The following is a 24,209-nucleotide window of genomic DNA, read 5'->3' as shown; positions in this document are numbered from 1 at the left end:
CTGGACTCGTCCCCGGGTTCGTTGTATCATATCTCTGTTGTTCATCGGGCTGTAGCGCAGCTTGGTAGCGCGCTTCGTTCGGGACGAAGAGGCCGCGAGTTCAAATCTCGCCAGCCCGACCAACTAGAAACCCCTTGTTTTGCAAGGGGTTTCGTCATGTCTGAGACACTGAAAAAGCATTTTTATGTTATTACCATGGTATTAAGCAGAAGCGGGAGTCTCAGAACGCGCGTCTTCACCGGACGCCGAAAACACGATACGACATCACGAAAGAAACGGAACCGACTTGCAAGGAACCAAGTTGAAGAAAAGCATCATTGCCCTGGCCTGCGGCGCATTCGCATACGGAGCCGCGGAATTCATGATGATGGGCGTCCTGCCCCAGGCGGCGCGGGACATGCGTGTGAGCATCCCGTCAGCCGGCAACTTCATTTCGGCCTATGCCATCGGCGTGTGCGTCGGGACCCTGATGCTGATTTTCGGGCGCAAGGCCGGCCCTAAAAAGCTTATCGTCATGTTCATGGTCATCGCCTTCGCCGGCGATCTTTTCAGCTCGCTCGCGCCGACCGCCACATTGCTCACCATCGGCCGTTTCATCTCCGGGCTTCCCCACGGCGCGTTCTTCGGCACGGCGGCATTGGTGGCCAAAACGTTGGCGCAACCGGGAAAAGAAGCCAAAACGGTCTCGCTGAGCATGACCGGGCAGACCGTGGCCAACATGCTGGGCGTGCCGGCCGCCACCTTCATCGCCGAGCACTTTTCCTGGCGTTTCGCCTTCCTGATCCTTGCAGGAATCGCCGCCCTGACGGTGGTGCTGGTGGCGGCATGGATACCGCACATCGCGCCAGTCAAGGACGCCGGCATTCTCGGACAGTTCAGGTTCCTGACCAAGCTTGGGCCCTGGTTCATCCTCATCGCGGTGTTCACCGGTAACGCCGGCATCTTCACCTGGTGGAGCTATGTGTCGCCGTGGCTGCAGAAAGTCGGCGGCTACGCCTCCGGCACGGTGCCGCTGCTGATGATGCTCGCGGGCTATGCGATGGTGATCGGAGGACTTCTTGGCGGGCACTTGACCGATCACTGGCGTGCCGCAGGAACGGCCTCTCTTGGCCAATGCTTCAGCGTCATCGGCTTGGTTCTGGTGTTTTTCGTGCCCGGAAACAAGCTTGACACGGCAGTCTTCACCTTTATCATCGCCTTCGCCCTGTTCTTCATCAACACCCCGCAGCAGCTGCTGATGGCCGAAGCCGGCCAAGGCGGCGGAGAACTGATCGGCGGGGCGGCGGTGCAGGTCGCGTTCAACCTCGGCAACGCAGTCGGTTCGGCGGTGGGCGGCGGCATGCTCACCATCTCGCACATGAACTACCACTTCCCCGCGTTGGGCGGCATCCCCTTCGCGTTGGCGGCCACCATCCTGCTTGCCGTGTATTCGCTGCGTTACGAAACCCGCACCTCGGCTTTCGAGCGTCTGCAGCCGGTCGACGTCTGAGATTCGCCGGCATCAATCCTCTTGAAACCGGTCGATAGCCGGCCGTTGGAACAAACCGGATAACAACTTCGCGTGAGGATATCAACAGCATTCCCTAATTGCTCAAGGAAAATATCGGAGTATATATCGTCATATCTCAGGCCAGATCAACGAGCCGAGCATCGCATAATGTTTAAGGTCATAAGGTCGCATCAGCAGCATCAAAAATCTACCGGCTTGTTTCCGTCAAAAAATCAGCGCTATACCTCAGCCGGATCTTCGTCAATTGACGTCTGAGGCCCTCGAGAAGAGCACAGGAAACCGATCACCATCGGGGTCAAGAGCATCAGCTGGAAGACGAATCGCGTGGGCGAAGGGCGGCCCGGGCGCGACAGGCTTTCGGCACACACATAGAGGCTGGCGGCACTCAGCAGCCAGGGTAGGCATTTGAGCAACAGGTTCCGACCGGCGGCGGAAGCACGAGCCATGAGATCAGCGGCCGGCCTATCAGCAAGGTCATCTGTGTCGATTGCGTTGAACCGGCTCGTCTCTCCATCGGTTCCGACGGTCCGGTCGGTTTGCACAGCCTGGCCAAGGCGAGCGTCACTGTCAGTACGACGATTCCGGTTCATCATCAGAATCGTCTGCCGGCGTTCTTTCCTGCGTCGCCACAGGTAATACAATATGAATCCGGGCAAAACCGACGTCCACAGCGCCATGAAGAACGGAATATTGACGCCCGGCGTATCGACGAGCGTGCGGTAGAGCTGCTTGACCGTCTCGCTGGCCTCGGTGGGCGGGGTGTGCGGCTGGAGCACGCCGTAGGTGTAGGCAGCCGTGTCCGAAGTGGTCATCGGCAGCATCACCACGGAAACCGGCTTGGGAATCGGCTGGTATTTGACGCTGAACGCATCGAAGGTCATCCATCCCGCCTCAAGGCAGAAGAAACCCTGCAAATAGGAATCGGGATGGCGCAGACCGACGTCGAGCCAGGCCTTGGCAAGGCGCGAAACCGGGACCTTGCCCTTCACCGTCCAGCCGATGGCCGGTACCGCAAGCCACGGGTCGTAGTCCCGACCGATCCGATCCCACGAATATTCAAGGTAGTTGTCGACGGCGGCACGATCAGCATCGCCGATATCGTCGGGATGGTCATGCGCGGCCCGTGCCATCATCTGGATGGGCAGCGCCAGCGCAGCTTCCGGCGTGCCCGGCACCACGTTGATATATTGGTAGGCGAATTTCGGTATCGCCATGTCCACGATGACGAACAGCACCACCGCAAACGCCACGGCAGCCGCCTTGAATTTCGCTGCAAACCTGCCGATGACCAGCGCCAGCAGGCAGAGCACGATGATATAAAGCCCGAGTTTGCGCGTCAGCGCCACGAGCAGCCCGTCCAGCGCGAACGCGGTGACGAACCAAGGGTTGCGCAGGAGGTCGAGTCTGGTATCGACCAATTTGCAATACATTACCGCCCATAGAACGAAGAACATCGCGCTGGTCGTGTCTTTAGCGACCGACATGACGCACATCGGCACCACCGGGAAGAAGCAGAAGAACGCGGCAAAACCATGCAGCATCTTGCGGTTGAGGTCGGTCCGGCCGAGATACGCGAGCAGCCAGGCTATGCCGAACGCAAAGCCTATGGCCTGCAGCAAAGCGTATATATACATGCCGATGTTGTAATTATCGAACAGCGCTTTGCCCAGCGCCGCGAACCAGCCGTAAAGGTAGGTATCGAGGAAGGGGTGATGGTCCCAGATCTTGCCGGCGTTCATGCCATAGAGCGGCATACCGTAATATTCGGCGATCTGGTCGCCGGTGTCGAAATGGATGACGCCCGGAAACAGCAGAACGATATACGGCAGCCAGCAGCACAACAGTATCGAGGCGTCGGCGGCGATGGCGGAGGGACGTTCGACGTAGCGGAAATGGAAATAACGACGGACAGCGGCGAAACGTCTGTGCGACATGTTCGCAGAGGAGGTCGATGCCACATCCGCATTACCTGGATTCTCGGGATTCCCACGAAGTCTTCCTTCGCAAGAAGTAATTTTGCGGGCAAGCGCAGGCTTTCGAGTCATCGCAGTTACGGAATCATCGCTGCCATCATCGACATTCGAAAGGTCTGTCGAACCCGCTTCATCGCCAGCAACATTGACCTTGGAACCATCGAATACGCGGGTTCTCGCGAATTGAACACCACGGAACGCGATCATATAGAGCAATGCAAAAAGCACGGCATAGCCGATCGCCTCCAGATAGAGGTAAACGTGGTCGAAAGGAACCCAGCCGAACTGTGCGGCCTGACTTGAGCAGGCAACCATAAATCCCAGAACAGCGGGAATCAGCAATCCGGTTTTCGAAGGACGCAGGAAGACTCGCAGCTTTGGCCACACGCCGCCGCCTTTTGATTCGGCCGTGTACGACGAGAGCTGCAAGGCACCGCGATCATCCGGACCACCTGCACATGAGCCGGTTGCAGCGCCCGCGGTCACTTTTCGCATCGCCGACGTATCGACTGAACGACCGATCACCTTATCTTCCACCGCTGCTCCCCTACGCTGTATCGGCTATTGCCACTCCGAAACCTATCGAATATCTATGGTCAGTCTAGCGTGCCGGTTTGTCGAAATATCATCGGACACCTCACCCGCGCTTTCGACCGGCCGGAAATTGCAGCGCCTGGCGAGGCTACACGAAAACCCGATATATCTGTGACATAGCTCACATCAAAACAAGGCCTGTGGATATCGCAACCGGCAATAGACTGGGAACCAGCACACGACAAAGGAGCAGTCATGGACGACAACGCGCAAGGCACGACGCCAGAAGACCTGTTGAAGGCCTTCAGTGAGGCACATTCCTCGATTCCCGGCCAGCAGGAAAACGACGCAAGCGACCTGAACAACGCCGCCGCGCCCGCAACCAACGCGACATTCGATACCGACGAATTCCTCAAGGGGCTCGATGCCTTGTTCGACGCGCATGAGGCACGTGACAAGGCCGAACCATACCTGAAGCAGGCGATGGCGGACGCCGAGAACGCCGGGGATGATGCGGGGCTGCTGACCGTCTTGAACGAGACCATGGGCTTCTACCGTTCGCACGGCAAGCACAAGGAGAACCAGTGGGTCATCCAGCGGGCGCTGGAACTCGGGCTGAAGATGGGCATCGAGGGTACCGAGGCCTGGACGACCACGTTGATCAACGCGGCGACCGGGATGCGCGCGGCCAAGCAGTACGACCAGGCCGAGGACCTGTACAAACAGGCGCTGGCATCGGCACAGAAGACGCTCAAACCCACCGACCGGCGGATGGCGGCGCTGCACAACAACATCTCCATGCTCTATAGCAAGACCGGGAAGCTGGAGGCGGCGCAGCACGAGCTGGAAACGGCGCTTTCCATCCTCGAAGATTCAAGCACCGATCCGGAAACCGATATCGACGTGGCCTCCACGCATACCAATCTGGCGCTGGTGCTGCTGCAACGGGCGAGTGAAGCGGCGCAGGACGGGCAGACGCAGAATCAGCCGGAATCCGACAAGACCTCGACCCAAACCGATGAGCCTTCATCACAAACCGACAAAGCCTCGACCACAACCGTCGAAACACTCCTCGACCAAGCAATGAAACACTCCTTGAAAACGCTGGAAATCTACCGCAACGGACATCTTGAACACAGCGCCCATTTCGCCTCGGCGTTGGCTGGATACGCGCAGACCTGCTTCGCGGCAGGGCTGTTCGACAAGTCCATCGACTCCTACCGTCAGGCACTCAGGGTCATCGAAGAATGCTACGGCACCGACACCGATTATTACCGCATCACCGCGGGGAATCTCGCCCAGGTGGAGGAAACCGCGCGCGCGGCACAGCAAACGGCCGAAAAGAGCGACGAATCACAATCCGATAACAACGCCGGTCGGCAGGGAGATTCTGATATGGCCGGCAGTACTGCCAATAATGCCAATGCCACCATTCCTCCCACAGCGACCTCGCCGACCGAAAAAGAAGCCCCGGCAACTTCAAGCAACAACCAATCGACCTCCCTTGGCGGCACCACCGCAGCAACCAAGCCGGCCATCTCGGGGCTCAAGCTCGCACGTGCCTACTGGGAGCAGTGCGGCAAGCCGATGATCGCGCAGAAATACCCGGAATATCAGGGACGCATCGCCGCAGGACTGGTCGGTCACGGCTCGGAATGCTATGGATTCGACGACCAGTATTCGCAGGACCACGATTTCGGCCCCGGCTTCTGCCTGTGGCTCACCGACGAGGATTACGACGCGATCGGCGAACAGTTGCAGGCCGACTACGAGGCGTTGCCGCAGGAGTTCATGGGCTTCGGGCCGCGTGAATCCACGGCACGCGCGCAGGGCGGTTCACGGCGTACCGGCGTCTTCCGCATCGGCGATTTCTTCGCGTCCATCACGGGCTATCCGCAAGCCCCCAGCGAAAGCAAACCGCACGAATGGCTGCTGCTCGACGAGCCGACGCTCGCTGCGGCGACCAACGGCGAGATCTTCGCCGACCCGCTCGGTGCCGTCTCCAAGACGCGGCAGGGCTTCAAGATGATGCCCGACGACGTGCGGCTTTCGCTGATTTCGCGCCGCCTCGGCATGATCGCTCAAGCCGGGCAGTACAACCTCCCCCGCATGCTGGGGCGCGGCGACGGCGCGGCGGCATGGCTTTCCATCCGTGAATTCACGACGAACGTCTGCTCGTTCGTCTTCCTTTTGAACGAGCCAATCCGCGCCGGATACATGCCGTATTACAAATGGCAGTTCGCGGCGCTACGCCGGCTTTCCGGGCGTATGTCGACCGTGCTGCCGGACGTCTGCGAACAGCTTGAAACCATCCTGCGGCTTTCGTCGGCAGCCTGCTTCGGTGGCGCCGGATTCGGGGAAGGCGGCAAGGGCTCGGCTCCTGCGCAAGAGCAGGTGCAGAGCACTGTCGAACACATCTGCACCGAAATCGTCGCGGAGCTCAAGGCCGAGGGTTTGACCAACAGCGACGAGGAGTTCCTGGAATGGCAGCGACCGTACGTCGAGGCCCATATCGGCAGCGACAATCCGGTGCTGCACAGCCTGTAAACCCATAAACGCGCTGAACGCAATACATTGTAAAACCACTAGAGTTGATGGCAGCACATCAATGAATGAGTCAACAACGATATGTGAGACGGACATATCGAAGAAAAGAGCAACGATGACTGAAAACGCAACGAGGCCAGAGACGCCGACGGACACTTCCGCCGAGGATCAGGCTCGGATCGAGTTGATGGAACGCGTGGTGAAGCACGAGTGGAACCAGTTCCAGAAGACCGACAACGAGGGCGGACGCGCGGCCTGCCAAGGCAATTGGCCGACCTTCCACCAGATGCGTCTCAGCCAGTTCGCCACCTGGCCGGTGCCACTGCTGGAAAGCTATGCCGACGATCTCGACGAAGCGGATCGCATCGGCCGCAACCTCATCACCGAAAAATATGGCCGCATGATGATTTCGACCTGGCCGGAGGAATACCACGCCAACATCGAGCCGTACATTCCTGCGCGTTCCGCCGAACGCAAGGCGGCTCAGGAAAAGGTCATCGCGCAGCAAGTGGCGTGGGCCGACGATTTCCGCGGCCGCTACCCCAAGCTCGGCCGTGAGATGCGCGTGCTGCGCACGGCCGAAGACACCCACGAAAACACGTCGTTCGAGACCTACCTGCGCGGTGAGCTCGGCACCTATTCCGACAAGACGTTCGGCCTCTATCAGGACTTCATCACCAGCCTCGCTACGGCCAAGCGAAACCTCACCGAAGAGACCATCCGCAACACCGTGCTGCTCGGCGGATTCAAGTCGCTCGACGATGCCGAAGCGTTGCAGCAGTAAGCGTGGCACAGAGCCGCATGGAGCGGGTTGCGACAGTAGGCGTAAAGATATGAGCGGTGCGTTAGAGTGGCACGCATGCGATTGCTGAAACGATTCCTGCCCTCTCTGGCCGTCTTTGTCGCCCTTGTCGCCGTTTTGACGGCACTGGGCACCGCAATGACGACGCCGTGGAGCGTGAAACCGTTGACGCAGCATATCAAGGTGGCTTCGGCAGATTCCGCCATACAGGCCCGCGACACGGCAGAAGCGAACGCATTGGCAGAAGATACCGGCAACGCCCACAATACTGATATTCAAGCCGGGAAAACCGGCATCGGCACCGATCCCAAAAACGTTCTCAACACCGATCAGGAAGGCACCTATCAGGTAAAAGCCGAAAACCTGCGCATCAGGCTCGCCCCGAACGTGACCATCAACGCCATCCTGCGCTCCCCCATCGGTGCACCCGGTTTACGGCCAGCGACATTGTTCATCCATGGAGCAGGCACCGGCAAAGCCAGCGAGGTCTACGGCGACATCGCCTCGGCCATGAGTTCGGCGGGCATCGTCACGCTTGTGCCCGACAAACGCCTCGACACCTACACCACCTTCCACCGCGACTATTATGCGATGGCCGAAGACTACATGACCTCGCTCAAGACTCTGCGCGCGCAACCCGACGTGGACCCTACGCACGCCGGCGTCTACGCGGAATCCGAAGGCACGTGGGTCGCCGAGGCCATGGCGCACCGCCACCCCGGCGCCATCCCCTTCATGATGCTGACCTCGCCGCCGGCGGTTTCGGGGCGCCGGCAGATGGCCATGGCCGCCAACACCTACGTCGACTATATCGGCGCACCCAAGGGCCTCAACCGCGACGTCGACAAGTTCGTCAGTCTCGATTTCGCCCCGCTCGGGCTGCAATATGCCGATTTTCCCGCCGAACGCTACTTGAAGGACCTCACGATGCCCTTGCTTATCAGCTTCGGCACCGACGACCTTTCCATGCCCATCGAGCAGGGAGCCGCCGACATCATCGACGGCGCGGGCGCCGCCGGCAACAAGAACGTGCTCGTGCGCTATTACCACGCCAATCACCAGATGCGCGTCGGCGCGCACACTTCCGTGCCTGGCCTGCCGCTCGACACGCACTATACACACGACCTCGAGGATTGGACCAACGCCATCGCCGCCGGCACCAAAGCGAGCGATTGGGCTACGCCACAGATCGCCGGAAGCCAACCACAACAACGCTTCGGCGTTCCATCCAGCGTCAAGCCAGGACTTATCGGGTCGCTGGGCACGATATTGACGCTGTTGACGGTGATTGCGTTGTGCGTTGCCATGACAGGAATCATCGGTATTTGTATTGCATTGAGGAATTTAAACAAACGCGCCAAGCGAGATTCCTCGAGCCTGACCGACAGGAATATTACCAACCAATCTTCGAGGCAAACCGCCGAGGCTCGACCCTCTCAAGGCGATACCGCCCGCAGCCGCTTCCCGCATCAGCTCACAGCAGCGTTGGCCTTGAATGACTGCTGCGCGGTGTTGTCAATCGCCGCCTTTTTCACGTACGTCATGATCGCGGCAAAATCGGCCTTGACGTTGACTTCGCGCGGAACGCTGCTCAGCTGGGGCTGGGTGCTGTTGCAAATCATCGCCTTGGTCAACGTCGCCCTGGTCACCTGGCTGATCATGGAACTGTGGCGTTCGCACGGCAGCAAGGATCCAAGAGACGAACAGCCCCAAGGTTTCTGGACTCCCGCGCACTTCGTCGCCGCAGCTCTGTGCGTCATCGCATCGGCGGCTTCACTGATACTGATGGCGTTCTTCGGGCTTTATGCCCTATAACCCACAAAATGCCGGCGCAACGTCACCCTCGCTGCACCGGCATTCAATATATCGGCTTTGATTCACCACGACTTATCGCCGCCTTCTGGCCCTCCATTTTGCCGCGCCTTGATGAATCAGCGACGCCAAGCCGAGCAGCACCGCCAGCGCAATCAGCAACCCGCCCAGCGCAACGATGCCGATGGCGATCAGCGAGCGCACATCGACGCCCCCGGGTATCGGCGCGAAGACCATCGGAAACGCCGAGCCGACAATCAGCATCAACGCTCCCAAAAACAGCGGCAGCAGGCTCAGTACAATGGTCGCCTTGCTCGGCCCGGCCGGCGGCTGCGGCTTCGGCATCTGCGGCGGCACGTCGCGCGGCACACGCACGTAGGCGCCAGATGGAGCGGAACCACCGGTGGCGAAGTTCGACGGCGGCACGTATCCGCCCTGTCGCGGCATCTTCGCGGTAGCGCCACCAGCTTCCGTCCCGGCTCCTGTCCATGTTTTCGTTCCGGCCTCGCTGCCAGCCCCGGTTTCGTCTTCGGTCTCAGTCTCTGCCGCCGTCGACGCATCATTTGCAGGATTATCCCTGTTTGTGTGATTATCATCTTCAGCTTCAGCCATATCGAGACTATTGACCGAAGCCGGGATGGCCTCTGTCACGTCATTATCAGCCCTCTGATTCGGCATGACTTCGGTATCGGCGGCAGCAACGTCAGCGCTGGCATTCTGGGCTGGCATAGCGACAGTCTCAGTAATATCGTTGTCGGTTGCAGAATCCGTCATATCGTTCTCCCTGTTCGCATTCGATTCGCTGCTCATTGTCATCGCATCCACGCTCCCGTTGTCTTGCCTTTGACGAACTGCGCATAACTCGGCACCGTGCTTTCGGCGGGATACTGCACCGTGACGCGCCCCTCGATGATATAGGGGGCGTCAATCGTGAGTTCCGGCCCGTTCTTCGGCATCTTCTTGTTGAGAGCGAACCATTGGTAGTCCTGATCGTTGCCATAGCCGCTGCCGTAACCGATGCGCTGATAGCTCATCCCACCGATGCCGACCTGCATATTTCGGCCGATGGCGACATAGCCACTGCCCAGCGATCTTGTGCCGATTTCGCTGCCTGCATACACCCCGTTGATGATGATTTCCCCGTCATCCACATCAACACCCATCACGCTGCCATCGACTCTTGCGTCGGATTCATGGCTGAGCTCGTAGGAACACCCCGCAGGCAAGGTGACGAAAACCGTCGCCTGCCTGTCGGTCAGGTGAATGGTCCCGGTCGGGCAACCGGACTGAACGGTGCTGCCGTCTCTCAACGTGACCTCGTGCTTGCCATGTGTTTTGGCGTAATCGCTGAAGTCGATGTTCACCGCATCGTCGTCAAGCCGGCGGCCTTTAACCGCAGTCCCCTGCGCCAGTTTTTTCAATTGTCGGTCGTTACTGGCATCGATGGCTTTGAAACCGCTGACATCAATCTGGTGATAGCCCTGGCTTTGCTGCTCCGAACCGGTCAGTACCGCGGAATATCCGATATCGCCGATAAGGAAGACCACCGCCACAAACGCGGCAATCCAGACCATCGGGTGCAGACCTCCGGCACGATGCCCGGCCAAGCCGAGTATGGCAATGAGCACGCCGAGCGCTATCAGCACCCCGCCGATCCAGAACGTTCCGTATTGGAAAATCGTGCCCATGTATCCGCCGTTGCTGAAGCATTGTATTGCAACCAGCGCACCCGAGAGCAGGATGCCGCCAAGAGCGAGCAGAACGACCACGAAACCGGCCGGCTTGCGTTTCGCCCGCCTCGACCCCCACGTTTTCGCGGCGTTCTGGGCGATGTTTTCCCGATAGGATTTCGCCGACTCGGCCATATACGTGGGCGGCGCGGCATAAGCCTGCGACGGGCCGCTGGCAAAAGGCGAAGTCGGCCGGCGCGAGGAACCGGCATCACCGGCCGTGCCTCGCGAGGTATCCAGATTCACGCCGAAATCGTTCTGATACGCATTGGCATCAGCAGCATTGGCACCAGCAGCACCGTCAAAACGGTCGCCCGACTTCATGCCTTCCGATTCACGAAACGTCGCCTCGTTGGTTCCTTGGGATTGGGTTCGCGCGTTGCTCTGGCTTTGGTCGGTAGGCTGTGGCGCATACGGAGAGGGCTGCGCATTCGCATAAAAAGTCTGGTTTACGTTGCCGGATGGACTATAAGGCATCGGCCCCGGCTGACGATATTGGCCCTGCGAAGGCTGCTGCCACGGGCCTTGATATTGCGTTTCCCGACCGTTGTTAACAAACGTCGCTCCGCGCTGCCGCTGCGCCTTGTTGGCAAGACTGTTGATCATGATCAACAGCACCGCTACGGCGATGAGGGCGAGCAACACGCCGACCCCAGGCGAGACGACCGCAATAAGGATGAAGATAATCGGGCCGAGCAATGACCATTGCCAATGACCGTACACCAGTTCCTCGCCGGAGATCCTGCCGTCACGGCAATCCGGCAGCAGCACCCACGCCGCCGCGTAGAAGGCCGCGCCGAAGCCGAAGGCCAGCGTGGAGGCGGCGACGACGGCACGCACGAAAACGGGGCTCAGCCCGTAGCGCACCGCGATGCCGTCGCATACCCCGGCGATCCAGCGGTTGTTGCCGCGCATCAGGCCGCTGCCGCGGATCCAGGCGAAGAAACGGTCGACCTTGTCGTGCCGAGGAGGCACGGGATTGCTCATATTGGCAGGCTGTTGGTAGCCGCCGTACATGTTGTTGCTCATGGTTCCATTACAGCATCCCGCAACGCACAAAAGGGTCAGGGAACACCCTGATTTAACCCTGATTTTTTCCGTAACGCACCCCGAAATCCGCAAAACCATGCACAATGGAGGTATGAAGCCATCGAATCACGAGCCGGACAACCGACCACGCCAGCAGACCTACGCGTGGAATCGATATGCGCCGTCCGGCGGATTCCCTGTGACTCCGAAGCGACGTCTGCCCCTGCTCAGGCCCAAAAAGAAACGCATCTTCTGCGGGGTATGCCGGGGGCTGAGCCTTCATCTTGGCGTTCCGGTGGTCTGGATTCGCCTCGCGTTTATAGCAGCAACGTTTCTGTTCGGCGCCGGCATCGCGGCCTATATCTTTTTGTGGGCGTTCGTTCCCGCCGGAGACCCGCTTACCGCCGAACAGCAACAGCGCGAGGCAGCATGGAAGAACGAACATGCGCCATTGTCATACGGGAATATCGACCATACGGCAAACGGTCAATACGAAACTTTCGATGGTTTCAATACATCCAATGCGGCCGCCGCCGACATCTCGCGACAGACGGCCCAACGTTTCTCATCGCCTTCCGCCGCATCCGACACGACCAACGACAACGCCGGCACCGAAAGCGAACCAGGCGACGAATCGGGCAACGGCCCGGAAAACCTCGCCCAGGCATTCAAGAACGCTTCAAAACCCTCGATTATCGCGCTTGCAGGAATCGTGTTGATCGCATTGGCCGTAATCCTGGAATTGAGCCCGTTGCCCAGCGACCTCACCTTCGGCATCTTCATGGCCCTTTGCGGCATCGGCGTGGCCTGGATCCGTTTCAACGCCGAGGACGGGCAGATACGTTATCTGCTTATCGGCGTGGCGCTGATGGCCCTGGGCTATTTCGTTTGCGCCGATTCCGAGACATTCAGCCATCATCTCCCCTTTTCCGCTGCAATCGCCGGAGTGGCGCTGCTGGCCGGGGTGGCGCTGGCCATCATCCCGCTGGCCAACCGGTTCATTCACGAACTGAGCCACGAGCACGCACTGAAGGAGCGCGAGGAGGAACGCGCCGACATGACCGCCCACCTGCACGACGGCGTGCTGCAGACCCTCGCCCTCATCCAGCTGCACAGCGACGAGCCCAAAACCGTCTTCACCCTGGCCCGCAAGCAGGAGCGCGAGCTGCGCCGGTGGCTCTATCAGGAACGCATCCCCTCCGACCGTTCAGTGAGTTCGGGCCTCAAAGAGATCGCGGCGCATATCGAGGACGAATTCGGCGAACCGATCGACGTGGTGAGCGTCGGCGATACACGGCCCAGCGCCCAGACCGACGCGTTGCTGAACGCCAGCGAACAGGCCATGCTCAACGCCGTGCAGCACGGCGCGGAACCGATTTCCGTCTACTGCGAGGTCGGAGGAGCGCAGGCCGAGGTCTTCGTGCGCGATCACGGCGACGGGTTCGATCAGGACGCCATTCCGCCCGACCGGCTCGGCATCCGCCAATCCATCATCGGCCGCATCGAACGGCGCGGCGGCAGTGTCAAGATCGTCTCTCGGCCGCATTGGGGCACGGAGGTGCATATGACCATGCCGATACCGAAAGAAAACGGCAGCGCTGATGGCACAATGGCAGAAGAGACGAATACAGAGGCATACCGGCAATGAACGCAATGAACGATGACATCCAGACAAGGCAGAACGCAGGTACGGACCCAGCTTCCGCCAACAGGAATAAGGCCGAAAGCGACAATCACGGCATCCGCATAGCCGTGGTCGACGATCACGAGATGTTCCGCGCCGGGGTCATCGCCACGCTGAGCCCGCATTTCACCATCGTCGGTCAGGCGCCGGACGTGGAGGGTTCGGTGGCGATGATCGCGGCCACCAAACCCGACGTGGTACTGCTCGACGTCCACGTGCCCGGCGGCGAGGGCGGTGGTGGCGCGGAAATCCTGCTCAAATCGCACCCGCTCTCCCCCGATTCGGCGTTTCTCGCGCTTTCCGTCTCCGATTCGCCGAAAGATGTCGGCGCGGTCATCCGCGCGGGCGCACGCGGCTACGTCACCAAAACCATCAGCGGCGGCGACCTGATCTCCTCGATCATCCAGGTGAACGAAGGTTATGCCGTCTTCTCGCCAAAACTGGCCGGTTTCGTGCTCTCGACCTTCCAAGGCGCGGGGGCGGCCGAGCACGACGACGAGCTCGACAAGCTCTCCCATCGCGAGCAGGAGGTCATGCGCCTCATCGCGCGCGGCTACACCTACAAGGAGATCGCGGCGGAACTGTTCATCTCCATCAAGACGGTGGAGACCCACGTCAGCGCCGTGCTGAAAAAGCTCCAGCTCTCGAACCGCACCGAGCTGACCCGCTGGGCCGCCGACCGCCGAATCGTGTGAGAGTGTATGGGTTCAAACAACCAGAGACTTCATTTCAGCACAATGAAGCAAGTTTCCGCTACGCAGCGGAGAGCCGGCGACGCATATATTCACTACGACTGATGTGGTACTTCTTTGCCTCTGTATCCACCATATCAAGAATGGATTTCGGAATTCTCAGGCTGATGTTCACCATGTGCTCGTCACCATGGTCGAGATGCAGACCATAATAGACGTGACCCCTCAGTCCATCGTCAAGCATTTCCGATTCTGCCTGCTCCGCATTTGTTTCAACCTGCTTTTGGGTCATACCGAACTGCTTCAGCAGTTCCTTATCACGTTTGCTCATCGTCATGGCTATCTCCTCAGCCTTTCTATCTCATTGACGCATTTCTTGGTCGGTGGGGTAAACGCATGATAAATCAGCACCCTACTACTCAGTACTTGGTAAAGGATCTCAACATTTCGTACACGCCCGTCAAGCCCGATCGCCATCCAAGTACCGTCTTCTCGTTGTACATCTGTCATCACACTACGGAACGCGGTAACCACATCTTTTTCGGATAATTCCGGATGGCGTTCGTGAACCCTGTCCAAAACAAAAATTTCCACTTCCACCTCCCGTACCACATGTGTAGCACAAGTATAACACAGCTGTGACGAGTATCCGACATCTCTGATTTCCGATTATTGCATTCAGTAGTGCGAATCTTTTGTTGCGGAAGAACATACATCTGTAAAACAACGGCAGAACCGGCAGATCAAGGCGACCAGAACCAAAAAGCGGCCTCGCACCATCAAGTGCAGGGCCGCTTCAATCGAACCATAACAACAGACTTATGGTGCAGCAATCAGCGGAAGGTGTGGCGGTAGCTGCTGTTGTGGGCGATGGCAATCCCGAAGGCCGCAATGACCACGATGAGGGCCAGACCTATCCACGGGATAGAGCCCGTCATGGGCAGCGAGGGCTGAGGCTTCTCAATAATCCGTATCTTTATAGGCGCCGACTGGTTACCTTTCGCGTCCGTGGCCTGTATAGTCATGTTGCCCAAGGGCATGTCGTCCGGTATGGTGAAAGACCATGTCCCGGCAGACCCGGGATTGTAGTAGCTGCTTGACCCGCTGCTCGGAGTAACGGCCAGGGTCGTAGTCGTACTCTCAGGCCTGCGTACAGGCGAATTCGGGATGGGAACGGTCGAGGGCCAGCCCGATGATGCCGACACTTGCGGAATGCCATCTGGCATGTTCCATAGAGTACCAGAAAGATTGTCGCCCGGGAGAGCATGTTCAGGCATACCTTCCAAACAAGGCGGTGCGTAGTCCATGCGGAAATAAGCGTCACTATAATCAGAGGATTTCCCGTCCGCAGTAACTCTGGCAGAAACCCGCCATCGATAGATGGGATACTCGTCAAGCCATTTGATGTCCTTGCCGTTGATGTACATAGTCGTGGTGGCTTGACTGTCGGCAGTGCCATACTCGGTCACCATGCCGTCCCCCATCTGGGTAATCAGTCCATCAGCTCTGACCATGGACGCAGGCACGGGGAAATTGACCATATCTTCGTCAACGACGCCGGCATAGGTAGGTATCGCATACAATTGGATTTTTGCACCGGGTATCACCGTATAGCTCAATTTGACCTCGAGGTAAGGTGTATCCGCTCTTGCAGTCCCGTGGTTAGACACGTAGTTCAGCACACCATTGACCGTATGCCCGTGCTGCGTGACCTCGATGCCAGTGAGCTTGGCAGGCTTCCACTGCGCATAGAGATTGATGATCTGCCGGTTCTGTGCGTTTGTGACCTTGAGCTTTCCTTGGTTGGGATAAGATCCCTTGTCAGTGGCGGTCGGGATGCCGCCTCCGGCGGAAGCCACGTCCCAATTGTCTAGCTTGAAGCCAGGCAATGTGTACCCTACGGCTGGCAGAGTGACGGGATTCGTGGTCGCTGTATGGTCGTCCGAGTCCAGAAGCACCGGCAGGTCGTCCATCGAGCCCGAGGTACCGGAGTGGTTCGCATCGAAGTGGAGGAACGCGTAATACTGCCGCGTGTACGTGACCGCCTTATCCCCACTCAGCCGATGCGAATCGTCCATCATATCCTGCCAGTATGTGTTGCTAGGGCTCTCCTGCGGCGTCTCAGTGAACAACGGAGTGTAGTCGAGCGGGCTTGTCTGCTTCCACGGACCCGTGTCGCCTTGTGCAGAATCCCCCGGGTAAGTTTGCCACGAGGGAGCAGACGACGATTTGATGATATGTGTTTTCGGCCCCAGCGTGATCTGCTCCAAAGCTTGGTCGCTACTGAAAAACCCTATGAAACCTCCGTCTTCGACGCTGCTGGTATCCCAGCCACTCAAGTCCAAGGTTTTCAAATCATAACACGACTGGAACACAGCTTCCATGTTTGTGACGCTGCTGGTATTCCAGTGTGAGATACCGACAAGTGTAGTGGTCGAAAAATCGAAACCACTAAACATGCAGAGCATGTTGGTGACTTTGCTGGTGTCCCAGCCACTCACATCGAGACTAGTCGGACCATCTTTGAAGTCGCTGAACATGTAGACCATGCTGGTGACTTTGCTGGTGTCCCAGCCACTCACATCGAGACTAGTCAGACCCCGACAACCGGCGAACACACCGGCCATGTTCTCTACATTGCTGGTGTCCCAGCCCCCTACATCAAGACCAGTCAGACTCCAACATTCGTGGAACATGTAAGCTATGTCGGTGACTTTGCTGGTGTCCCATTTGTTTCCGACGTGGCTTACGTCGAGGCCATGTAGATTATGGCACTCCGCGAACATACCGCTCATAATGGTGACTTTGCTGGTGTTAAAGCCCCCTACATCAAGACCAGTCAGACTCACACAATCCTCGAACATATTTTTCATGCTCTTTACACTGCTGGTGTCCCAGCCTGCTATATCGAGGCTTGTCAGCTTCTCACAGCCGTAGAACGCTTCGACCATGTCCTCGACACTGCTGGTGTCCCATTTGTTTCCCACGTGTCTCAGCCTGAGACCATTCAATTTCTTACAGTTGCGAAAACCGAACCGCATTGTTTTGAGATTACTGGTGTCCCAGCCACTCACGTCGAGGCTAGTGAGCGCACTATCACCATCGAACATGAAGGAAAGATTAGCGTTTTGACTGGTGTCAACCTTATCGATGCCATCGATGGCGATGAGCTTTGGCATATAACCAAAGTTGAAACCGCCTTGGTTTAAAGGGTCATATGAAGGATCATATGAAGGGGCATATGTGCGCTTAAGCATGATGGGCTTCTCAATGACAATTTTCGTGATCAGGCTGCGGTAGTCTACATCATTTGGTGTGCCCCCCGGATATCTGGCCCAAGGAACGGTCATATTCGGCAGAATAGGTTTAGCCAGCGAGCCAAGATTGCTAGTGATCCGCAGGACGCATTGGCCAGACTCCATACCCAAGCTCCAAGAGAACTTGCCATCGATGCGCACGCTTTGTTGAACGCTATCGCAGTTGGTTGCGGCAGGTATGAGAGGATCGTCTTGCGGCTGGGCCGTGTTATCGCCTTTCGGCTGGGGCACGGTGGATTTCGCCGCTGGCGGCTGGGATGCGGGCAGTTGCGGAGCGGACGGCGACGATACGGCGGATGCGGCTTTCGGCACGTCGGCTTTTGGCTTGGCGACCTTTGACGCGTCGTCGTGGTGCGCGGCGATAGGCACCTCGTCGGCAGCCCCCGCGGCCAACGGCGACAGCAGGGCGGCGACGGTGGCCAGGACAGCCGCGAAGGAGACCGCCGCGTGGCGGGTCTTCCTCCCGCGCCGTACATCCTTGTGCTTTGCTCGCACGTTCCTACCCAACATACTTGCACTTCTCTTTCTATGATCCGTCAAACACCTTGCGTCTACTGGCGTTGCCAGACCAAAGTGATTCCTGTCACATTTCTACTTCCATATTAGACATATAGCGAGTCAAATACTCTGCCAACGTACTAATATGCAGTCTCAAGATTTATGTAGCCGTCATAGCTTTCTCAGTATTCTTTGCGGCAACAGCGAGCTCAGCACCCGCGGATGCCCCATATGCGTCCACCCGGCATCAGGCGTGCCGTCGTAATGGCGAGGCGGAGGCAACAGCAGCCGGTAGCTGCGGGCCAGCAGCCAAAGCAGCCCCGGCAGGAAGATGGCAATCGCCACCAACACCGCCACCAACACCGCGTCTCTGGAACCGTCGTAGCGCGGAATGTCTTTGGGGATGTTGCCCCGTTCGGCGGTGATGACCAAGCGTTCCGTATTGACGCCATAGGGCGTACAGGTCATCAAGGTCACCAAGTCGCGCCCCGGCACCACTTTGTAGAGGTGCACATCCGTCGGCGAGACCACGTTGATGGCCTTCACACGATAACCCATGGTGCGGTTCAGCGTCTGGATGTAGATCACGTCGCCTTTCTTCAGCTCGTCGAGCCGGGTAAAGAGCTCCGCGTCCACCAGCCCTCGATGACCGGTGAGCACGCTGTTGGTCGACTTGCCGCCGACCGGCAGACTGGTGCCGTGCAGATGGCCGACGCCGACCTGCAGCACGTCCTTCGAGGTGCCGTGGTAAATGGGCAGACGCAGGGATATCTTCGGAATCCTGATGGTGCCCATCACCCCGTTTTTCGTCTTCAGCAGCGACTGGTAACGCTTGTCCTCAAACGATTGCTCGTCATTGCCGGCGTCCTGCGCGAAAGGATTGGACGTCTTGCCGAGCGAAAACTGGCCGGATCGCGCGATGTCGGCGTTGTAGCGCTGGGCGTCGTGGTACTCCTGTTTGATATGGCCACGTGGCCAACGCGCCATCTCAGCGGCCGCCTGCGCCGAGGCGATTGCTTCGTTTCGCGCACTGATCATCCTGTTGACGGGTACCCACAGTATCACAATCACGACTGCGATGACACAGAAATTGTGCACACATTGAAGAATGAGACGGCGGACGAACCGAGCATTGCTGCGACGCCTCCGCACGACCTCCCAGAAAGGCAAGGCCCCCAAAGGCTTGGCGACGACCGTACGCCGTGAACCTTTGAAACGCTCTTTCTTCATCGATACCCCATGACTGATTGATACCTACGGCACCGGCGCACTCACCGTGCCCTGTACGTTCTGTCGCTTTTGCGGACGATGCCGATGACAGGCGTGACGAGTGAGGCAACACAACAACCCCATTCGTCACGCCTTGCAGTCATCAGCGATCAGACCGCATAGGCCGGATGATCAGTCATCCATGTCGTCGGCCATATCACGCCGACGCAACACGGTGGTGCCCACTGCGACGCCACTGAGGACAAGGGCCAGCAGCACCACGAGCAGGATGCCTGCGCCACCGGTCATAGGCAGATTCGAAAGCGAATCGACGTTCTTGACCTGCACATCGAAGTCATAGCTCTTGGTATCCGCTTTGTTCACGCTGAGTCCTTCGCCATCACCCTTTACGCTGGACAGATTCCAAAGATCAGCAGTGAAGTCGAAGTTGGAGTTGTTGGGCGCGGTCGCCTTCGCGATCTTGACGGTGAACGTCGGCTTCACCGTGCCCTGCTGGCCAGACGCAGCGTTGGTCTGCACGAACTTGTAGGTGCCTTCCTGAAGACCGGAAACCCTGATCGCGCTGCCGTCAGAAACACCCAGCTCCTCAACGGAACCGCTCGCGTTGTAGCCATAAGCATAGGCCTTGGCCGGAGCGGTGTAACCGGTAAGCGTCTTTTCGCTGGCCGGGCCGAACTTCAACTGGGTCTCGGTGGTACCGTCCACCTTATAGACCGTGTACTTCGCGCCGAAAGCGGGGGACGTATCGTCCTTGAGCACGTTGTAGATAGTGACTTCCCAGTTCTTCGGACCAGCCGGAGGGGTATGCGGGCTAGGAATCTTGCATGCAGCCAGAGCGGCATTCTCCGGCTTCTTGCAGTCGATGCCAGGATCGCCGGAATGTACGAGCCATGCCGTGTTGCCGGTGTCCTTGGCCGTATCGACGAGCTTCATATCGTAAGTCACCACGATGGCATCGTCAATCGTGTAATTCATGATATTCACGAACTTGATGACGAAGCCGTGCTCCGTGACTTCCACTGTGTAAGTGGTAGGACCGGCAGTAATCTCTATTCCTCCAATCGTGACCTTAAGGTTATCGACGGTATAGGTTGGAGTTGCCGCCTCATCAGAAATGTTCGACAGACCGTCGCCAGCCTGATCGTGGATTTCGAACTTGTACGTCGCGTAGTTGGTATACACCGGCACCTTCGTATTGATGGTGAAGTCGAGCTTGTCGCCGACAACAGCGGTCTTGGTATGATCGCCGGTAACACCGTCATAGGTCTTGGAGATATCCGGGACCTTGTTCTTCGCCTCAATCTTGCCGAGCTCTTCGGCGTTGAGGTGATCATAGGTGCCAACCGTGGTCCCGACCAAGATCGGGATCGTCTTCGTGTCGCTGTTAGACGGCTTGGAAGGATCCGCTATGGAGACAGAAGAGGTATCCTCGACCAGATACACGCCAATCGGAAGGTTCTCAAACACCGCGTCACCGTTGTCAGCAACTGTCTGCGAAGGAGTAGAGGTACTACTCATACCGTCCGAGATAGCGGTCTGCTTATCCAATTGCATCACAAAATTACGGAGCATACCAGCATGCGTCGTGCTACTGTCCTCAACCCAGTTCTGCTCGACCCAGCCGATGGCATTGTCCGAAGGAACCGTCTTCGGCGTCTCCGGCGTAGGAGTCACGGCCGCAGCGCGATCTTGCTCGGCCTTATCCGCGGCTTTATAAACAGCCTTGTCGACATCACCCGCACCACCAGCGGTCAGGGAGTCGACCGAAAGACTCGTCATCTTGGTTGTATCGCTGGGCTGGGCCGGGTCATGAACATCATGCGTCGCATAGGCATATTTGCCGAGCTGCAGCGCCTTGTATGTATGGCCTGGAGTCCCCTTGGTGATAGTAATCTTGCCGGTATTATACATGGTCGTCAAGTCGAGATTGGTATCATCGGCGACAGCCGTTCCTGCTCCTACCGCGCCAAACGCCAGCAGCGTCGCGGCCGACACGGCCACGGCCGCGGCATTACGCAGCCATTTATTTCCCATCTTCATTATTTGTATTACCTTCCTTCACTTCTATTGATTGTTTGTAATCGACAGTTTTGTTTGCCTATGCGCCGTGAAATCACATCCTTTCCGATTCCCTAACTTCACCTCGACGCAAAATTGCCAAGGCGACAAGTGCAAAAAAGCAATAAACATAACGGCAACCCCCTAAGCCCCGAGCAGCTTACGCAGATTGGTGACGTAGTGGCGGCTCACCGTTTCCGTGACCCCGCCCGAGAGCTTGGCCATCATGTTTCCCGAATAAGAAATCTCCAACGACTGCAGATATCGCAGATTGATAATCACCTGACGCGAGACCCGCACGAAATCGGCCTTGGAAAGGCATTTCGCAAAATGCGCAAGCCCGTCCTTTATCGCCAACGTGCGGATTCTGGGACTGCTGACCGGCTCTTCGGACGCAGGTTCCGCAGACGCGTTGTCTCTATACTGCTGGGCGTCGGAATCAAAAATCTTCAACAGCAGCAACTCGCCATCGATTTCGATGGCAACGATATCGTTCTTACGAACGACTTCCAGCCTGCCCCCGGATTGCACCGAGACGATCGAGGAAACCTCCTGCTCCAACGCCGCGATGCCGCGAAGAAGCCGAGTCACCTCTCCTGTGGGTTTGGCGGCATGGACGACCACGCGGATCTGGTCGTTGCGCAAATCCGAATCCGACTGAAAATCAACGTTCATCCGGCTCTCCTCCCCTCACAGTCTCCTAAAGCACAATACGTTAATTGTATCACTATGTCTAAATAATTGTCTACGCTCGTTTCGCGCAAATGCAATGAAACGCGATATACCGATAGAATTCGGGTATTGACAGTCAACTGAAAACAATGCGAAAAAACGCGACATATCGACGAAACCCGGGCCGATGCAGCTCGAGTAGTACGCGGTCATCAACGCCGACGACTGCCTCAGATTCGACTACCCCGACGCAACGCTTCCCGGCATCCGGCCCGCAGGCAAATAGGTAATCGCTAAAAACGCAGAAGACAGCCGCATCCGATTCGTCTCCACCGACGACGGCATTCGCATTTCTCACGCGCCGAAATGGCTCACCGAGCAGAACTGACGGTTGGGATAGCACCGGTCTTATTGCGCTTGCGCCCGGCCCGCCTCGCCACAATGCGGCAGAGCTCCGGTCTTACCATAATCTGCAAGTAGAAAAAACCATAATCTTAAAGTAGAGATTACCATAATCTGCAAGTAGAAAAAACCATAATCTTAAAGTAGAAGTCCCCATAATCTTAAAGTAGGAAAGACCATAATCTGTAAGTAGGGATTATTTGCCTTGACTTCTCGCCAAAAAACAAAATTGTTAATTATAATGCCCAACTTGGCAATGAAATAATGAATTGAGCATTATAATTAACAATATGAACGATAAGCGATCCGAAAAATTACCCGTTATGGTGCCACGCACGGCATTGCTGCGCCAACTGGAAAAGCACGACGCCACCGACGAGATCAAGGTGCTCATCGGCGTGCGGCGCTGCGGCAAATCCACTCTGCTGTGTCAATACCGTCAAAAACTCACCGACGCCGGCATGCCGCAATCGAACATCTTCTTCAAGCGCTTTGACGATTTCACCACGCCTCTCGATTACAGCGCGAAAGACCTTTACCGCGACCTCGAGCAGTCATTCGCCAAAGCCGACGAAACCCAGCCTTTCTATGTCTTCCTTGATGAGATACAGGACGTGCCCGGCTGGGAGAGAATCGTCCGCCGTCTGCACACCAGAAGCCGCACCCGCGTCTTCATCACCGGCTCCAACGCGCAACTGCTTTCCGGCGACCTGGCGACGTATCTGGCCGGACGATACCTGCAGATCCCCGTCTACCCGCTCTCGTTCGCAGAATACCTCGACTATCGCGGGCTGCTCGGCGAGAATGCCACGGCCAACACGGACTATCTTTCGGACTACATGCGCTTCGGCGGCATGCCCGGACTGCTCAAATACGGCCTGCCCGACGAGACGCAGGCGCGGGAGGCACTCGACGACATCTACCAATCCATCGTCGTCAAAGACGTGGCCGAGCACAACAGCATCCGCGACATCCCGGCGCTGAACAAGATCAGCCGATACCTCTTCTCCACATCCGGCAACCTCTTCTCCACACGGAAGGTCGCCAACACCCTGCGCAGCGCGGGCACCGACGTCGCGCCCAAAACCGTTGAAAGCGACATCGCCGCACTCGAGCACGCCTTCATCATCCACCGCGCCAAGCAAGAGGGCATCGCCGGCAAACGCATCCTGCGGCCGACCAACAAGTATTATCCGGTCGACAACGGATTCCGCAACCTTGCCAACGGATTCGCCGGCAAAGACATCGGCGCCCAGCTCGAAGGCGTGGTCTACATGGAACTGCGCCGCCGCGGGTACGCCGTCACCGTTGGGACTGGGGCGAACAGCGAGGTCGATTTCGTGGCGCGACGCGGACCGAAAAAACAATACATCCAGGTCACCCTGTCGATGCTCGAGGAAGGCACGCGCGAACGGGAAATCGGCGCCCTGCAAAGCCTGACCGATGCGTTCCCTCGCACCGTCATCACGCTCGACCCGCTCTCCGCCGGCGTCACAGACGACGGCATCCGCATCGTCCACGCGCCGAAATGGCTCACCGAGCAGAACTGACAGTCGGGCAACGCGGGCCTATTGAGCTTGCATCCGGTCTCTCTTGCCACAATGTGGCAGAGCTCAGATTTTACCATAATCTGCAAGTAGGAAATACCATAATTTATAAGTAGGAATCACCATAATCTGCAAGTAGATATCATCAACCAAACCTCTCGACGCTGAAAAC

General features: G+C 57.9%; 15 protein-coding genes and 1 tRNA gene. 8 read left to right on the top strand and 8 right to left on the bottom strand.

The features are described 5' to 3' along the window. Positions 1-45 precede the first annotated feature (45 nt). Positions 46-122, top strand: a tRNA-Pro gene (locus OZX75_RS00895). Positions 123-301: 179 nt separating this feature from the next. After that, positions 302-1,489 carry an MFS transporter gene (locus OZX75_RS00890; protein ID WP_277146370.1) on the top strand — a complete coding sequence of 396 codons (1,188 nt, stop codon included), beginning with the start codon at positions 302-304 and terminating at the stop codon, positions 1,487-1,489. A 239-nt stretch (positions 1,490-1,728) separates the two neighbouring features. On the opposite strand, the gene OZX75_RS00885 is transcribed toward OZX75_RS00890, so the two are convergent. After that, on the bottom strand, positions 1,729-4,020 hold the full coding sequence (locus OZX75_RS00885; protein ID WP_277146369.1) for a DUF6020 family protein: 2,292 nt from the start codon (positions 4,018-4,020) through the stop codon (positions 1,729-1,731). Positions 4,021-4,272: 252 nt separating this feature from the next. On the opposite strand from OZX75_RS00885, the gene OZX75_RS00880 reads away from it, so the two are divergent. The 3 genes from OZX75_RS00880 to OZX75_RS00870 all read left to right on the top strand — a co-directional run bounded on the left by OZX75_RS00880 (position 4,273) and on the right by OZX75_RS00870 (position 9,181). Beyond that, positions 4,273-6,564, top strand: coding sequence for a DUF4037 domain-containing protein (locus OZX75_RS00880; RefSeq protein WP_525930250.1), 2,292 nt, complete (start codon positions 4,273-4,275; stop codon positions 6,562-6,564). Between the two features lie 187 nt (positions 6,565-6,751). Continuing rightward, the gene (locus tag OZX75_RS00875; protein WP_277147557.1) at positions 6,752-7,348 is read left to right on the top strand and encodes a DUF4125 family protein; all 597 of its coding nucleotides are present in this window, start codon (positions 6,752-6,754) and stop codon (positions 7,346-7,348) included. Between the two features lie 75 nt (positions 7,349-7,423). Beyond that, complete coding sequence (locus OZX75_RS00870; RefSeq protein ID WP_277146368.1) at positions 7,424-9,181, top strand: alpha/beta hydrolase; 1,758 nt, start codon at positions 7,424-7,426, stop codon at positions 9,179-9,181. A gap of 72 nt (positions 9,182-9,253) precedes the next feature. Here OZX75_RS00870 and OZX75_RS00865 read toward each other — a convergent pair whose 3' ends face one another. Together OZX75_RS00865 and OZX75_RS00860 are read right to left on the bottom strand one after the other, a co-directional pair. Further along, positions 9,254-9,952, bottom strand: a complete 699-nt coding sequence (locus OZX75_RS00865; RefSeq protein ID WP_277146367.1) for a hypothetical protein — start codon at positions 9,950-9,952, stop codon at positions 9,254-9,256. A 38-nt stretch (positions 9,953-9,990) separates the two neighbouring features. Next, complete coding sequence (locus tag OZX75_RS00860) at positions 9,991-11,937, bottom strand: PspC domain-containing protein (protein WP_277146366.1); 1,947 nt, start codon at positions 11,935-11,937, stop codon at positions 9,991-9,993. A 112-nt stretch (positions 11,938-12,049) separates the two neighbouring features. Between OZX75_RS00860 and OZX75_RS00855 the strand changes: the two genes are divergently transcribed. Together OZX75_RS00855 and OZX75_RS00850 are read left to right on the top strand one after the other, a co-directional pair. Continuing rightward, on the top strand, positions 12,050-13,585 hold the full coding sequence (locus OZX75_RS00855) for an ATP-binding protein (RefSeq protein ID WP_277146365.1): 1,536 nt from the start codon (positions 12,050-12,052) through the stop codon (positions 13,583-13,585). Continuing rightward, positions 13,582-14,316, top strand: coding sequence for a response regulator transcription factor (locus tag OZX75_RS00850; protein WP_525930249.1), 735 nt, complete (start codon positions 13,582-13,584; stop codon positions 14,314-14,316). The genes OZX75_RS00855 and OZX75_RS00850 overlap by 4 nt, the downstream gene beginning before the upstream one ends. A 58-nt stretch (positions 14,317-14,374) precedes the next feature. Here OZX75_RS00850 and OZX75_RS00845 read toward each other — a convergent pair whose 3' ends face one another. From OZX75_RS00845 to OZX75_RS00825, 5 genes are all read right to left on the bottom strand, one after another. Beyond that, a complete protein-coding gene (locus OZX75_RS00845; RefSeq protein ID WP_277146364.1) occupies positions 14,375-14,650 on the bottom strand; it encodes a CopG family transcriptional regulator in 276 nt (91 codons plus the stop codon). A 496-nt stretch (positions 14,651-15,146) separates the two neighbouring features. Next, positions 15,147-18,140, bottom strand: coding sequence for a BspA family leucine-rich repeat surface protein (locus tag OZX75_RS00840; protein WP_277146362.1), 2,994 nt, complete (start codon positions 18,138-18,140; stop codon positions 15,147-15,149). Between the two features lie 159 nt (positions 18,141-18,299). Continuing rightward, a complete protein-coding gene (locus tag OZX75_RS00835; RefSeq protein WP_277146360.1) occupies positions 18,300-19,358 on the bottom strand; it encodes a class C sortase in 1,059 nt (352 codons plus the stop codon). A gap of 171 nt (positions 19,359-19,529) precedes the next feature. After that, on the bottom strand, positions 19,530-21,398 hold the full coding sequence (locus tag OZX75_RS00830) for an isopeptide-forming domain-containing fimbrial protein (protein WP_277146359.1): 1,869 nt from the start codon (positions 21,396-21,398) through the stop codon (positions 19,530-19,532). Between the two features lie 162 nt (positions 21,399-21,560). Continuing rightward, complete coding sequence (locus tag OZX75_RS00825; protein WP_277146358.1) at positions 21,561-22,091, bottom strand: LytTR family DNA-binding domain-containing protein; 531 nt, start codon at positions 22,089-22,091, stop codon at positions 21,561-21,563. Positions 22,092-22,813: 722 nt separating this feature from the next. Between OZX75_RS00825 and OZX75_RS00820 the strand changes: the two genes are divergently transcribed. Beyond that, entirely contained in the window at positions 22,814-24,040 is a 1,227-nt protein-coding gene (locus tag OZX75_RS00820) for an ATP-binding protein (protein WP_277146357.1), read from the top strand. Positions 24,041-24,209 lie beyond the last annotated feature (169 nt).

It is taken from the genome of Bifidobacterium sp. ESL0800, assembly GCF_029395355.1.
GTDB lineage: Bacteria > Actinomycetota > Actinomycetes > Actinomycetales > Bifidobacteriaceae > Bifidobacterium.
This window is presented reverse-complemented; position numbering and strand designations above follow the sequence as displayed.